Source organism: Streptomyces radiopugnans (assembly GCF_900110735.1).
In the GTDB taxonomy this organism is placed as follows: domain Bacteria; phylum Actinomycetota; class Actinomycetes; order Streptomycetales; family Streptomycetaceae; genus Streptomyces; species Streptomyces radiopugnans.
In genome coordinates this window covers 402,146-416,272 of sequence record NZ_FOET01000001.1, presented here as the reverse complement: position 1 = coordinate 416,272, position 14,127 = coordinate 402,146, and the positions used below count along the sequence as shown (strand labels likewise).

Annotated in this window: 8 protein-coding genes; 3 read left to right on the top strand and 5 right to left on the bottom strand. The window is 73.1% G+C overall.

What is annotated here, in order from left to right; all coding sequences use genetic code 11:
* Positions 1-73: 73 nt before the first annotated feature.
* Together BMY40_RS01755 and BMY40_RS01750 are read left to right on the top strand one after the other, a co-directional pair.
* Entirely contained in the window at positions 74-1,003 is a 930-nt protein-coding gene (locus BMY40_RS01755; protein WP_093654597.1) for an oxidoreductase, read from the top strand.
* Between the two features lie 243 nt (positions 1,004-1,246).
* Positions 1,247-2,404 carry an alkaline phosphatase PhoX gene (locus tag BMY40_RS01750; protein WP_093654595.1) on the top strand — a complete coding sequence of 386 codons (1,158 nt, stop codon included), beginning with the start codon at positions 1,247-1,249 and terminating at the stop codon, positions 2,402-2,404.
* A 90-nt stretch (positions 2,405-2,494) separates the two neighbouring features.
* On the opposite strand, the gene BMY40_RS01745 is transcribed toward BMY40_RS01750, so the two are convergent.
* From BMY40_RS01745 to BMY40_RS01730, 4 genes are all read right to left on the bottom strand, one after another.
* A complete protein-coding gene (locus tag BMY40_RS01745; RefSeq protein ID WP_245769780.1) occupies positions 2,495-3,109 on the bottom strand; it encodes a hypothetical protein in 615 nt (204 codons plus the stop codon).
* A 97-nt stretch (positions 3,110-3,206) separates the two neighbouring features.
* Positions 3,207-6,008, bottom strand: coding sequence for a glycosyl hydrolase (locus tag BMY40_RS01740; RefSeq protein ID WP_093654593.1), 2,802 nt, complete (start codon positions 6,006-6,008; stop codon positions 3,207-3,209).
* Positions 6,009-6,342: 334 nt separating this feature from the next.
* A complete protein-coding gene (ppdK, locus tag BMY40_RS01735; protein WP_093654591.1) occupies positions 6,343-9,081 on the bottom strand; it encodes a pyruvate, phosphate dikinase in 2,739 nt (912 codons plus the stop codon).
* A 470-nt stretch (positions 9,082-9,551) separates the two neighbouring features.
* Complete coding sequence (locus BMY40_RS01730; RefSeq protein ID WP_093654589.1) at positions 9,552-10,757, bottom strand: ROK family transcriptional regulator; 1,206 nt, start codon at positions 10,755-10,757, stop codon at positions 9,552-9,554.
* Between the two features lie 525 nt (positions 10,758-11,282).
* On the opposite strand from BMY40_RS01730, the gene BMY40_RS01725 reads away from it, so the two are divergent.
* Entirely contained in the window at positions 11,283-12,758 is a 1,476-nt protein-coding gene (locus tag BMY40_RS01725) for an MGH1-like glycoside hydrolase domain-containing protein (protein ID WP_245769779.1), read from the top strand.
* Between the two features lie 100 nt (positions 12,759-12,858).
* Here BMY40_RS01725 and dusB read toward each other — a convergent pair whose 3' ends face one another.
* Positions 12,859-13,989: a tRNA dihydrouridine synthase DusB gene (dusB, locus tag BMY40_RS01720; protein WP_093654587.1), complete on the bottom strand. Its 1,131-nt coding sequence runs from the start codon at positions 13,987-13,989 to the stop codon at positions 12,859-12,861.
* Positions 13,990-14,127 lie beyond the last annotated feature (138 nt).

The following is a 14,127-nucleotide window of genomic DNA, read 5'->3' as shown; positions in this document are numbered from 1 at the left end:
TGTGCCGCGCGAAGGAGACGATCGCGCCGTCACCGTGGGATCGGGCGGGCGCCGAGGCGAGGAGCTGTGGCAGATGGGCTGGACGGTACGGGACATCCCCCGCCTGGACGGACGCACGGCCGTGGTGACCGGCGCCAACAGCGGCCTGGGCTATGTGACCGCGCGCGAACTGGCCCGGTGCGGCGCGCAGGTGGTGCTCGCCTGCCGCGACCGGACGCGCGGGGAGGAGGCCCTGGAGCGGCTGCGGGCCAAGGCTCCGAAGGCGCGGGCCGAGGTGCGGGTGCTGGACCTGGCCGATCTGGCGTCGGTGCGCTCCTTCGCCGACGAGCTCCCCTTCGACCGGCTGGATCTGCTGGTCAACAACGCGGGGCTGATGGCGATCCCGTTCTCCAGGACCGCCGACGGCTTCGAGACGCAGTTCGGCGTGAACCACCTGGGCCACTTCGCGCTGACCGGACTGCTGCTGGAGCGGCTGCTGGCCGCCCCCGCCGCCCGGGTGGTCACCGTCTCCAGCCTGATGCACCTGCTCTCGGACGTCGATCCGCACGACCCGGCGAGCGGCGCCAGGTACAACCCGTGGACGGCCTACGCCCGGTCCAAGAGCGCGAACCTGCTGTTCACCCACGAACTGGCCCGCCGCACCATCGAGCACCGACTGGTGGCCGCCGCCGCCCACCCCGGCTGGTCGGCGACCGAACTCCAGGGCAGGGGCCCGCGGTTGGCCGGCAACCGCGCCCTGGAACGCGGGGCGCACCTGCTCAACCGGCTGGTCGCCTCCTCCCCGGAACTGGGCGCGGCCCCCACCCTGTACGCCGCCACCGCCCCCGGTGTGCGCCCGGACTCCTTCACCGGCCCGCGCGTGCTGGGCATGCGCGGCACGCCCGGCCCCTCACCGCGCGCCCGCCGCACCCGCGACGACGCCGCCTCCGCGCGGCTGTGGGAGAACTCCGAACGGCTCACCGGCGTGCGCTACGGCTTCGCCGCGCGCCGAGCCGAGCACTGAACCGAGCACTGAGCCTCGCGCCGAGCCGTACGTCCGGCCGCACTCCCGGCCCGGCCGCGGCGACCGGCCGGCAACCGGCGTGACGACCGGTGTGGCGACCGGCGTGACGACCGGTGTTGGGGCAACCGGCCGCCCGGCGCGACCGGTTGTTCATGTCCTGTCAAAGCAGGCTCCCTACCGTTCCAGGTCGTTCGACCCCGCGCCCGACCGGCCGCGGGGCCAGACGACTTCGGTGGAGTGAACGTGGAACGTCGTAACTTCCTGCGCGGGGCCGTACTCACCGGATCGGTGGCCGCCTTCGGCGGCTCCCTGTGGCGCGGCGCCGCCCACGCCGCGCCCGCCCAGCCCGGCGCCGGGCCCTACGGGGCCCTGCGCCCGGCCGACGCCAACGGCATCCGGCTGCCCCAGGGCTTCACCAGCCGGGTGATCGCCCGCTCCGGACAGAAGGTGCCCGGCACCTCCTACACCTGGCACAACGCCCCCGACGGCGGCGCCTGCTACGCCGACGGCAGCGGCTGGATCTACGTCTCCAACTCCGAGATCAACCCCGGCGGCGGCGCGGGCGCCGTGCGCTTCGACTCCTCCGGGAACATCACCGGCGCCCACCGCGTCCTGTCCAACACCCGGCAGAACTGCGCGGGCGGCAAGACCCCGTGGAACACCTGGCTGTCGTGCGAGGAGGTCGACCGCGGCTACGTCTACGAGACCGACCCGTGGGGCGTGAAGCCCGCCGTGCGCCGGGACGCCATGGGCCGTTTCAAGCACGAGGCGGCGGCAGCCGACCCGGTCCGCAAGGTGATCTACCTGACCGAGGACGTCTCCGACGGCTGCCTCTACCGCTTCCGCCCCACCACCTGGGGCGACCTGTCCTCGGGGACGCTGGAGGTGATGACGGGCGGCTCGGGCACCTCCGGCTCCATAGGCTGGGCCCGCGTCCCGGACCCGTCGGCCGCCTCCACCGCCACCCGCCACCAGGTCTCCGCCGCCAAGCACTTCAGCGGCGGCGAGGGCTGCCACTACGCGGACGGCTCCTGCTGGTTCACCACCAAGGGCGACGGCCGGGTGTGGCGGCTCGACGCGGCGAACAACACGATCGCGCTGGCCTACGACGACTCCCTGGTCTCCGGCACCGCCCCGCTGACGGGCGTCGACAACGTCACCGGTTCGGCCTCCGGCGACCTCTTCGTCGCCGAGGACGGGGGCAACATGGAGATCTGCGTCATCACACCGGACGACGTGGTCGCGCCCTTCCTGCGGATCGACGGCCAGTCCTCCTCGGAGATCACCGGCCCGGCCTTCTCCCCCGACGGCTCCCGGCTGTACTTCTCCAGCCAGCGCGGCACCAGCGGCAGCAGCTCGGGCGGCATCACCTACGAGGTGCGCGGCCCGTTCCGCTCCTGAACCCGGCCCCGGGCGCGGCGGCGCGGTGGGGCACGCCGTGCGGCCCCACCGCGTCCGGCAGGTGCGGCGGCGGATGCGTCAGCGGACGCGTCAGCGGTAGTCGTCCGGGTGGTCCTGCATCCAGACGTTGATCCGGTCGCGGGTGCCGAAGATCAGGTCCTGGTGGGACTTGAGGTGCTCGTAGGAGCGGTCCTCCCCGATCCGCTCCCGCATCGCCGCGATCCACTCGATCGGCTCGGGGAAGTGGCCGGGGCCCTTGCCGTCGGCCTTCATCGCCGCGTCGAGGCGTTCGAGTTCGTCGACGACCCGGTTGAGCAGGTACTCGCAGTTCCCCGGGGTGCCGCAGGAGTCGTTCAACGTGGCCTGGAGCCCGGCGAAGGCGTCGCGGACCGCCTCGGGGCCCGGGGTCGGGTCCGGCGGCGAGAAGGCGGCGGACTCCTCGGCCTCCGCGGAGGCGGAGGCGATGCTCCGCAGTTCCTCGGAGGCGGGCCCGGCCGTCGTCTCCGTGACCGCGGACCGGGAGGGCGAGGGGCCGCCGCCCGCCTCCCGGTCCGCGCTTCCGGAACACGACGGCAGCAGTAACGCGACGGGGACGGCGAGCGCGGCGGCGCGGGCACGGCGGATACGGCGGGTACGCACGGTGTGGTCTCCGATCAGGCGGTCAACTGTGTTGCCGACCCCGGAAGTCGACCGGACCAGGGCCACGCTCCGACCGTACGCCATGCCGCTGGGGCCGCCGTGTGCGCACCCGGACCGCCGTGTGCGCGCCCGGGGTGGCGGGGCGCGCACACGGCGGGACCGGTCACCCGAAGGGGACGGTGAGGACCGAGCCGGAGCCGACCCGGAGCTTGGCCGGGGCGTTGCCGATCGCGCTCCAGACCTCGACGCGGATCGTTCCGCCCTTCAGGTCGCCCAGGCGGCCCGAGGCCGACTTCAGTCCGGCGCGGGAGGCGTCGTACTCCTCCCAGCCGTCCACCGGGTCGGTGGCGAAGTAGCGGTAGGTCTCCACCCGGTCGAAGGTGCCGTCGCCGGTCAGGTCGTACGACACCCGCGCCTGCTGGCCGAGCCCGACGGCCGTGCCGGCGTCCACCTTCAGGCTGAAGCCGGTGGCGCCGCCGGACTCGTAGGAGCCGTTGACGTTCCTGACCTCGTACACCAGCGGCCGGTGGGGGGTGCCGTCGTGGTTGGCGCCGCCCGCCGAGGCGATGGTGTCGGCCGAGGCGGTGGCCTGCGTGGTGCTCAGCGTCCCGCCGGAGCGCAGGTGGAAGGTGTCGCCGGTGGCGGGCGGGTCCTGCGGGCCACCGGGCTCGCCCGGGTCCGTGGGGTTCGCCGTGCCGGTGCCGGTGGCCGTGGAGCGGGCCGGGACGCTCAGCTTCCCGCCGTCGGAGAACGTCACGGTCGCCGCGGAGCCGGAGTGGTTGTGGGCGACGTAGGTGCGGGTGCCGTTCTTGGTGAAGACCGCTGCGGTCGGGCTGTCGGCGGTGACGGAGGTGTCGGGGGCGCCGATCGCGTCCAGGGTGGTGACCCAGTGGTAGGTGTGGGCCCTGCTCTCGCCCGCCTCCGGCTCGTAGCCGCTGTTCTGCGCGTCCCAGGCGGCCTTGCCCTTGGCGGGGTCGGCCAGCGCCTGGAACTCCCAGAAGATGTCGCGCCACTCGACGGCCGGGCCGCCGTTGGCCTTCTCCATCTCGGCGATGCTGCGCCGGATGGCGTCCTTGTTGCGGGCCAGGTGGAGCGAACCACCGGTGACGGGGAGGACGTTGATGCCGTGGATCTCCTCGGGGTTGGCCGTCCACCAGGTGGAGTAGGCGCCGCCGCTGCCCCAGACCATGCCGACCACGTCGTGGCCGAAGTTCTCGGGGTAGACCTTCTGGTCGGCGTCGAACCAGTACTGGGCGATGGCCTCGGACTCGGTGGTCAGCAGGTAGACGCCCAGGTCCCGCAGGGAGTCGTCACCGGTGGCCGCGCCCCACAGGACCAGGCCGGCGCTGAGGTTGACCGACTCCGAGGACGACTCCTGGTTGTTGCCCGCGGCGAAGCCGGCGTGCCCGGCGGCCCAGCTGTGCCCGGCGTAGACGTCGAAGCCGCGCAGGAAGGGGAACAGCTCGTCGGTGCGGCTGGGGTTGGCGGCGTCCCTCACCAGGGTCTTCACCATCCCGCCCCAGGCGGAGTCCACCGCCCAGGCCCGGTCGTACTGGGCCACGATCGCCGCGGCCATCACGTAGTACGAGTAGTGGAAGTGGTGGTCGTTGAGTTCCTTGTCGCTGCCGTAGGAGGCGGGGTAGCCGATGAGCGTCCTCCAGTCGCGGTCGTAGGAGAACTCCGAGGCCCCGCCCGGAGTGAACCACTCCTGGAGCCGGCCCTTGATCAGGCCGAGCAGCTTGTCGCGGACGCCCGTCTCGCCGATCTGGTCGGCGATCGGCACCAGTTGGGCGAGCTTGCCGAGCTGCTTGCCCGTCCAGTAGGTGTCGGTGGCGCCCTCGAACGGGTCGGCGGCGTTGGCCACTTCGTTGAGGTACCCCGTCAGCCTGGCCTTGTCCACGGCGCCCGGAACGGGCAGGCCGGGCAGTACGCCGGTGACCTTCTGGGAGGTGGTGAAGGAGGCGCCCTCGCGGACCTTCATCTCACCGCGCGGCGAGGCGTAGGTCCAGCCGGTCAGGGCGTCGGAGGTGTGCAGCCACTGGTGGCGGTAGAGGGCCTGGAGGGTGCCGCGCTCGCTGCCCTCCTTGGCCGTCGTGGTCAGGGTGTAGGTGGCCTTCATCCGGCCGGCGGCCTCGTCGTAGTCCCAGGCCACCTTGGAGCCGGTGACGAAGCTGAAGGCGTACTTGCGGAAGGTGGCCAGCGCGTCGGTGCCCGGCAGGACGGCCAGCGAGAAGTAGTCCTTGGAGCCCAGGTCGGCGCGGATGTCGGTGCCCGAGACGGTCCAGTCGCTGCCGGAGGGGGCGAACAGCGCGTAGTGCCGGCCGCCGATGGTCACGCCGAGCACGTTGCCGTCGTCGGCGAAGACGGTCGGGGTGCTCGCGGCGGAGATCCGCGCGGCGCCGCCGGTGCCCTGGGCGTACACGTACGGCAGGCCGTGCCCGATGGTGGCGCGCAGGGTGCGGGAGCCGTCGGACCAGCGGGGGGTGACGGTCCAGTCGCTCCAGGAGTCGGCGCGGGCGTCGGGCGAGTTGAGGCCGGCCAGGCCGAGGGTCAGGTCGCGCTTGTGCGTGAACTCGTACTGGCGGCCCTCGCCCACGACGGCGTGCGAGGCGGGGTAGCCGACCTCCAGGCCGCCGGAGACGGCACGGTAGGTGAGGGGGTGGCCGTACATGTTCTCGGAGTACGGGTTGTCGGGGTAGCGCTGGAAGGCCAGGGAGGACCACCAGTCGTTGGTGGGCACCGGCTTTCCGGCGGCGGCCTCGGTGACCTTGGGCTTCACCGGCGCCCCGGCGTTGTTCTCCGGCCCGGCGGCCCCGGCGGGGCGGGTGTCGCTGTAGCCGCCCTGGCCGACGGGAACGGTGGCGGCCGCGGCGCTGCCCGTCCCGACGACGCCGAGGCCGGTGGCGACGGCCGCCGAGGCCGCCACCGCCGCCAGCAGCGCGGCGGGACGTCTGCGGAATCTCATGAAACGGCTCCTGGGGGTGTGCGTGGGGGAAGCCTGAGAGCGCTCTCAGATTCCGGCAACGTAGATTTCCCCTGACCGAGCGTCAAGATGTTCGACAAGAACAATCTTGAAAAGCCTCTAAGCGTTCAGGAGTTGACGCCTTTGACCCCGGTACGTCCACCGGGGTCCGTCAGCCCGGCCCCGGCGGCCGGCCCCGCGGCGCGGACACGACGCGGAAGGGCGGCGCCTCCGCACAGGCGCCGCCCTTCCTTTTGTGCGCCGGAACCGCTGCTCCGCCGGTGAGGGTCGGCCGGCGGGACGGTCCCGGTGTCGGTTGGTCATCGCACCGGTGGGGTCACCGGCTGTCGCTGCCCTCCCCGCTCTCCATGGCCGCCGCGCGGCCCGCCTCCAGGCGGGCGACGGGGATGCGGAACGGGGAGCAGGAGACGTAGTCCAGGCCGATCCCGTGGAAGAAGTGGACCGACTCCGGGTCGCCGCCGTGCTCTCCGCACACGCCCAGCTTGAGGTCGGGACGGGCGGCCCGGCCGGCCTCGACCGCGCCTCGCACCAGCGCGCCGACGCCGTCCTTGTCGATGGTCTCGAACGGCGAGACCCCGAAGACGCCCTTCTCCAGGTAGGCGGTGAAGAAGCTCGCCTCCACGTCGTCCCGGCTGAAGCCCCACACGGTCTGGGTGAGGTCGTTGGTGCCGAAGGAGAAGAAGTCGGCGCACTCGGCGATCTGGCCGGCCGTCACCGCCGCACGCGGCAGCTCGATCATGGTGCCGATCAGCAGCTTCAGGTCCACGCCGCGGGCCTGCTGGATCTCGGCGATGACCTTCTCGGCCTCCTCCCGGACGCACTCCAGCTCCTGGACGGTGCCCACCAGCGGAATCATGATCTCCGCGCGGGGGTCGCCGCCGGCGGCGGCCCGGTCGGCGGCGGCCTCGGCGACGGCCCGCACCTGCATGGTGAACAGACCGGGGATGACCAGGCCCAGGCGCACGCCGCGCAGGCCCAGCATCGGGTTCTGCTCGTGCAGCCGCCGGACGGCCTGCAGCAGACGCTGGTCGTCCTCGTCGGTCTCGCCGCGGGCCTCCGCGAGCGCGACCCGCACCGACAGCTCGGTGAGGTCGGGCAGGAACTCGTGGAGGGGCGGGTCCAGCAGCCGTACCGTCACCGGCAGGCCGTCCATGGCCTCGAACAGCTCGACGAAGTCGCCCTTCTGCAGCGGCAGCAGCGCGGCCAGCGCGGCCTCGCACTCCTCCTCCGTCTCGGCCAGGACCAGGCGCTCGACCAGTTCGCGGCGCTCGCCGAGGAACATGTGCTCGGTGCGGCACAGGCCGATGCCCTGGGCGCCGAAGCGGCGGGCGCGGGCGGCGTCCTCGGCGTTGTCGGCGTTGGCCCGCACCCGCAGGCGGCGGTTGCCGTCGGCCAGGGTCATGATCCGGTGCACGGCCCGGACCAGTTCGTCGGCCTGCTCGTCGGGCCGGGTGCGGCCCTCGAAGTACTCCACGACCGGGGAGGGCACGACGGGCACCTCGCCGCGGTAGACGCTGCCGGTGGAGCCGTCGATGGAGATGACGTCGCCCTCGGCGACGACCAGGCCGCCCGGGGCGGTCAGGCGGCGCTGCTTGAGGTCGACCTGGAGCTCCTCGGCGCCGCACACACAGGTCTTGCCCATGCCGCGGGCGACGACGGCGGCGTGCGAGGTCTTGCCGCCGCGCGAGGTGAGGATGCCCTCCGCGGCGATCATGCCGTCGAGGTCGTCGGGGTTGGTCTCGCGGCGCACCAGGATGACCTTCTCGCCGGCGCGGGCGCGGGCCACGGCGGTGGCGGAGTCGAAGACGGCCGCTCCGACGGCGGCGCCGGGCGAGGCGGCGATGCCCCGGCCGATCCGCTCGGCCGCGCCGTCGCCGATCCGGCTCTCGTCGAAGCGCGGGAACATCAGCTGGGCGAGCTGGGCGCCGTTGACGCGGCGCAGCGCCTCGGTCTCGTCGATCAGGCCCTGGTCGACGAGCTGGGTGGCGATGCGGAACGCGGCGGCGGCGGTGCGCTTGCCCACCCGGGTCTGCAGCATCCACAGCTTGCCGCGCTCGATGGTGAACTCGATGTCGCACAGATCCCTGTAGTGGTTCTCCAGGGTCTCCATGATCTGCATGAGCTGGTCGTAGGACTTCTTGTCGATCGTCTCCAGCTCGGCCAGCGGCACGGTGTTGCGGATGCCGGCGACGACGTCCTCGCCCTGGGCGTTGGCGAGGTAGTCGCCGTAGACGCCCTGCTGGCCGCTGGCGGGGTCGCGGGTGAAGGCGACGCCGGTGCCGGAGTCGGGACCGAGGTTGCCGAAGACCATCGAGCAGACGTTGACGGCCGTGCCCAGGTCGTGCGGTATGCGCTCCTGGCGGCGGTAGAGCTTGGCGCGCTCGCCGTTCCAGGAGTCGAAGACCGCGCGGATGGCGAGGTCCATCTGCTCGCGCGGGTCCTGCGGGAAGTCGCGGCCGGTCTGCTCCGAGACGATGCCCTTGAACTCCTCGACGAGGCTCTTGAGGTCGCCGGCGTCCAGGTCGACGTCGGTGGACGCGTTCCGGGCCCGCTTGGCCTCCTCCAGCGCCTCCTCGAACAGATCGCCGTCGACGCCGAGGACGGTCTTGCCGAACATCTGGATGAGGCGCCGGTAGGAGTCCCAGGCGAAACGTTCATCCCCGGACTGGGCGGCGAGTCCGGCCACGGAGGCGTCGGACAGGCCGATGTTCAGGACGGTGTCCATCATCCCCGGCATGGAGAACTTGGCCCCGGAGCGGACGGACACCAGCAGGGGGTCGTCCGCCTGGCCGAGCTTCTTGCCCATCTTCTCCTCGAGGGCCTCGAGGTGGGTGCTCACCTCGTCGCGGAGAGCCGGGGGCTCGGAGCCGGAGGCGAGGTAGACCTTGCACGCCTCGGTGGTGATGGTGAACCCGGGAGGGACCGGGAGACCGAGGTTGGTCATCTCGGCGAGGTTGGCTCCCTTGCCGCCGAGGAGGTCCTTGAGGTCCTTGTTGCCCTCGGTGAAGTCGTAGACGAACTTCTGGGTTACGTGAGGCTCTTGGTTTTCCGGCAAGAGAATCGCGCTCCTCGCTGGATCCCCTCGGCGGAGGCCGGGGGAAGGCTGCCCTGACGGCGGGGAGCGTACCCAGATCGAAGGATTTCGAGTACGGCCACCACTAGTCCATGGGGGCGTAACCGCTCATCCGCCGATGGATCGAAAGTAAAGGATGATTCAAGTGCCGCGAACCCCATCGTTCACCACTCGAATTCATCGATGCGCTGGGTGGCGACCGGGCCCGCTTTCGCGACCCTGAGTGAGGGCGGGGACGGGCGGGTGAACGGAAGAGGGGTGGCACCGAGTGCCACCCTTTGAGAAGTACAGGGCCGCTTCAAGCGCTCATGTGAGCGCACCCTCTATCAGAGTGGCGAGCATCACCCTCTTGACGGGCCCAACATCTCAGCCATTGGACACATACGGGAGCTACGCCGCTCGAATGAGCACCCCGTAGACGGCCCCCGCCCGCCCCCTCCGGTGCCCCCGCCTCACAGCCCCATGGCCGCCAGCCGGGCGTCGGCCCGCTCCGGCGCGTACAGGTGCTCCACGACCATCGCCCCCGCCCCCACCAGACCCGCCCGCTCCCCCAGCCGGGAGGTGACCACGGTCAGATGAGCGGTGCTGCGGGGCATCGCCCGCTGGTAGAGCAGCTCGCGCACCCCGGTGACGAACGGGGCGCCGGCCAGGTCGCCCGCGATCATCAGCACTCCGGGATTGAGCACGGTGACGACGGTGACCAGCACCTCTCCCACCCGGCGCCCGGCGTCCCGGGCCAGCCGCACCGCGTCGGGCTGCCCGGCGGCCAGCAGCTCGCGCACCCCGGTGCCGGACGCGGCCGGGATGCCGGAGCCGGTGAGCCGCGCCGCCAGCGCCCGGCCGCTGGCGACCGCCGCCAGGCAGCCGTACGAGCCGCACATGCACAGCGCGTCGGGCCGGTCGTGCAGCCTGATGTGGCCGATGTCCCCGGCGCCGCCGTCGATGCCGCGGTACATCTCGCCGTCCACCACGAGTCCGGCGCCGATGCCGGTGGAGACCTTGACCAGCAGGAAGGCGCCGCAGTCGCGCCAGCCGGTGCGCTGCTCGGCGTACGCCATGAGGTTGGCGTCGTTCTCCACCAGCACCACGGGACCCTCCCCGTCCGCACCGGTGTGCCGCAGATACGCCCGCCGCATCCGCTCCGGGATCGGGTAGCGGTCCCAGCCCGGCATGATCGGCGGCTGGACCACCTGCCCCGACTCCCACTCCACCGGCCCCGGCACCGACACCCCGATGCCGCAGACGTCCTCCGGCGCCGCCCCGGCCCGCTCCAGCAGCGGCGGGAACCACCTCGTCACCCGGTCGATCACGTTCTCCGGGCCGTCCTCGATGTTCAGGGCCCCGGTGTGCTCGGCCAGCACCCGGCCGTTGAGGTCCAGCGCGGCGGCCAGTCCGTGCCGGGTCTCCACGTCCACGGCGAGCACCACGGCGTGCGAGCCGTCGAACTCCAGGCGGTTCGACGGGCGTCCGCCCGCCGGGCCGCCCACGGGCACGGTGGCCCCGTCGCGGATCCAGCCGGCCCGGAAGAGCTGGTCGAGGCGGTGGCCGACGGTGGATCGGGACAGTCCGGTGGCACGCTGGAGCTCGCCGCGGGTGGTCGCCTGCCCGCTGCGGACCAGTCGCAGCAGATGTCCCGCGCTGGATTGGTTCCCGGTCATACGGTCATCTTCTCCGCACCTCCCGGCCGCCGCCGTCCCGCCCCTGCCGAACGCCCTGCTCAGCCCCCGTCCGGAGGCGTCACGAGCCGTCCGGCGCTGCCCGGGATCGCCCGGAGCCGCCCGGGACGGTCGCGGCGCGCGGATGGGGGCGGGCGGCCGTGCGCCGCGGCCTCGGGCCGGACCCCCGGCCGCGGCGCATGCGCGTCCACGCGCTCCCCACCCGCGCGCCGGCCGCGCCCCGTCCGTACTCGCCCGTGCTTCCTCCCGCGCCTTCCTGTGTCCGGTCTCACAGCATCACTTCTGCCTTTTCACAAGACAGAACCATAGGCTTATGGAGGCGTAACCTAGGAGTCGTACAGACACCGGAGTTCTCGTGGAGCGCGTCGCCCAGTCCACCGACATCCACATATCCCCGCCCTCCCCCGGGGCCGGCGTTCCGGGGTCGGGGCCATGGCCCGCGGCCGGGAAGCCACGGCCGCACGCACCGCGCTCCACCGCCCGCTCCGGCGCGGGTGCGGCGGTCCGATGAAACCCGTCCCGATCCCCCTCACCACAGCACGGCCGTTCATCCCCGCCCAGCGGCCGCCCGTCGGCGTCACCGCCGCCGAGCTGCGCCAGGCCGCGCGCCAGGTGCTGCTGCGCAACTGGACGGGCGCCTCGACCGTTCCCTCGCGGAGTCTGTATCCGCACCAGTGGAGCTGGGACTCGGCGTTCGTCGCGATCGGCCTGCGCCATCTGTCGGCCCCGCGCGCCCAGCGCGAGCTGGAGACGCTGATGTCCGCCCAGTGGGGCGACGGCCGCGTCCCGCACATCGTCTTCAACCCGTCCGTGCCGCTCGGCGCGTACTTCCCCAGCCCGGACTTCTGGCGCTCCTCGACCGCCGGGGCCGGGGCCGGGGCGCCCGGGCACGTCGAGACCTCGGGGATCGTGCAGCCGCCCGTCCACGCGCTCGCCGCCTGGCTGGTGCACCGCGCCGACCCGGCGACCTCGCGGCGGCGCGGCTTCCTCAGACGCCTCTACCCCCGGCTGGTCGCCTGGCACCGCTACCTGACCGTCCACCGCGACCTGGGCGGGCACGGGCTGGTGTCGGCCGTCCACCCGTGGGAGCCGGGCATGGACAACAGCCCGGCCTGGGACGCCCCGCTCTCCCGCATCGAGCCGGCCGACCCCTGCTCCTTCCGCCGCTGCGACCTCGACCACGGCTCGGCCTCCGACCGTCCCACCGATCTGGACTACGGCCGGTACGTGCGACTGGCGGCCGACTACCGCGACCACGGCTACCGGGACGGCGACGCCCCGCACCCGTTCGCAGTGGAGGACCCCGGCGTCAACGCCCTGCTGATCGCCTCCGAGCACGCCCTGGCGCAGATCGCCGTCGAGGTCGGGGCGCAGGGCCCCGGGGACGACCCCGGCGGGCACCGCGGGCGGGCCGCGCGGCTGACCGATGCCCTGGTGGACCGCCTGTGGGACGAGGAGAGCGGCATGTTCCTCTGCCGCGACGTGCGTGCCGGGCACCGCGGTGAGCCGATCCGGGAGCGCAGCGCCGCCGGGCTGGTGCCGCTGGTCGTCCCCGGCCTGCCGCACGGAATCGTCCGCACGCTGCTGCGCACGGTCGGCGGCGAGCACTTCGGGCTGGGCGACACCGTGCGGCTGGTGCCCAGCTACGACCTGAAGGGCCACGCCTTCGACTCGTGCCGCTACTGGCGGGGACCGGCCTGGTTCAACGTCAACTGGCTGGTGGAACGGGGCCTGAGGCAGTACGGGCACACCACCCGGGCCGACTCCCTGCGCGCCGCGGTGCTGGCGTCGGCCGCCGCGTCCGGCTTCGCCGAGTACGTCGACCCGCACACCGGGGCGGGCCGCGGCGCCCGGGAGTTCAGCTGGACGGCGGCCCTCGCCCTCGACCTGCTGTCCCGCAGCGCGGACCGGTCGGCGGACCGCGCGGCGGTGCGCACCGGGATGCGCGTCGGGGCGCTGGTGCGCAGCGGTACCGCGGGCTGAGGCGGCGGTACGGCGGGCCGGGCGGGACCGCCCGGGAGCGGAGGCACCGGGAGCGGGAGCGGAGGCTGCCGCCCCGGGTACGCCCCCGGGCTCCCGGGGCTCAGCCGCCGGAGGTGTCCAGCTCGGCCTCGGCCTCGACGCCCGCGCGGTCGTACGGGTCGTCCAGCCAGCCGTCGGGCAGGGCCACCCGGTTGCGTCCGGAGGTGCGCCCGCGCGGGCCGTCCGCGCCCTTCGGCCACGGCTGGTCCAGGTCGAGCTCGCCCAGCAGGTCCTCCAGCTCGGCGAGGGAGGCCGCGACGGCCAGTTTCCGGCGCATCTCGGAACCCACCGAGAAGCCCTTGGTGTACCAGGCGACGTGCTTGCGGAAGTCGATCACCCCGCGCGCCTCGTCCTCCAGCCACTCCCCCAGCAGCCGGGCGTGCCGCAGCATCACCGCGGCGACCTCGCGCAGGGTGGGCTCGGCCCTCTCCGGCCTGCCCTCGCAGGCGGCCACCAGATCGCCGAAGAGCCACGGCCGGCCCAGGCAGCCGCGTCCGACCACGACGCCGTCGCAGCCGGTCTCGCGCATCATCCGCACCGCGTCGTCGGCCGACCAGATGTCGCCGTTGCCCAGCACCGGGATCTCGGGCACGGCCTCCTTCAGGGCGGCGATGGCGTCCCAGTCGGCGGTGCCGCCGTAGTGCTGGGCGGCGGTGCGGCCGTGCAGGGCGACGGCGGTGACGCCCTCCTCCACGGCGATGCGCCCGGCGTCCAGGTAGGTGAGGTGGTCGTCGTCGATGCCCTTGCGCATCTTCATGGTCACCGGCAGTCCGCCGGCGCCGGTGACGGCCTCGCGCAGGATGGCCCGCAGCAGGTTCCGCTTGTACGGCAGCGCCGAGCCGCCGCCCTTGCGGGTCACCTTGGGCACCGGGCAGCCGAAGTTGAGGTCGATGTGGTCGGCCATGTCCTCGTCGGCGATCATGCGGACGGCCTTGCCGACGGTCGCCGGGTCCACGCCGTAGAGCTGGATGGAGCGCGGCTTCTCGGTCTCGGCGAAGTGGACGAGCCGCATGGTCTTGGCGTCCCGCTCGACCAGTGCCCGGGTGGTGATCATCTCGCTGACGAACAGCCCCCGGCCACCGCTGTACTCGCGGCACAGCGTCCGGAACGGCGCGTTGGTGATCCCGGCCATCGGCGCGAGGACCACGGGCGGCCGGACCGTGTGCGGACCGATGGCGAGCTGCTGTGACATGGGAGTGGGCATCCTCGTTGTCGCTCGGCGGTGGGGGACGATCCTCCATTGTCCCCCATCCGGCCCGCCGCTCCGCGTGCCCCGCCCCTTAGAGGCCCGTCGGATGGCCGTCGGAGGGCCCCAGAGGTCCCCGAGAGG

Excerpts from the sequence above, each read along its gene's own strand:
- BMY40_RS01755 (WP_093654597.1), top strand. The coding sequence starts at position 74 with ATGGGCTGGACGGTACGGGACATCCCCCGCCTGGACGGACGCACGGCC.
- BMY40_RS01740 (WP_093654593.1), bottom strand. The coding sequence starts at position 6,008 with ATGAGATTCCGCAGACGTCCCGCCGCGCTGCTGGCGGCGGTGGCGGCC.
- BMY40_RS01730 (WP_093654589.1), bottom strand. The coding sequence starts at position 10,757 with ATGACCGGGAACCAATCCAGCGCGGGACATCTGCTGCGACTGGTCCGC.
- BMY40_RS01725 (WP_245769779.1), top strand. The coding sequence starts at position 11,283 with ATGAAACCCGTCCCGATCCCCCTCACCACAGCACGGCCGTTCATCCCC.
- dusB (WP_093654587.1), bottom strand. The coding sequence starts at position 13,989 with ATGTCACAGCAGCTCGCCATCGGTCCGCACACGGTCCGGCCGCCCGTG.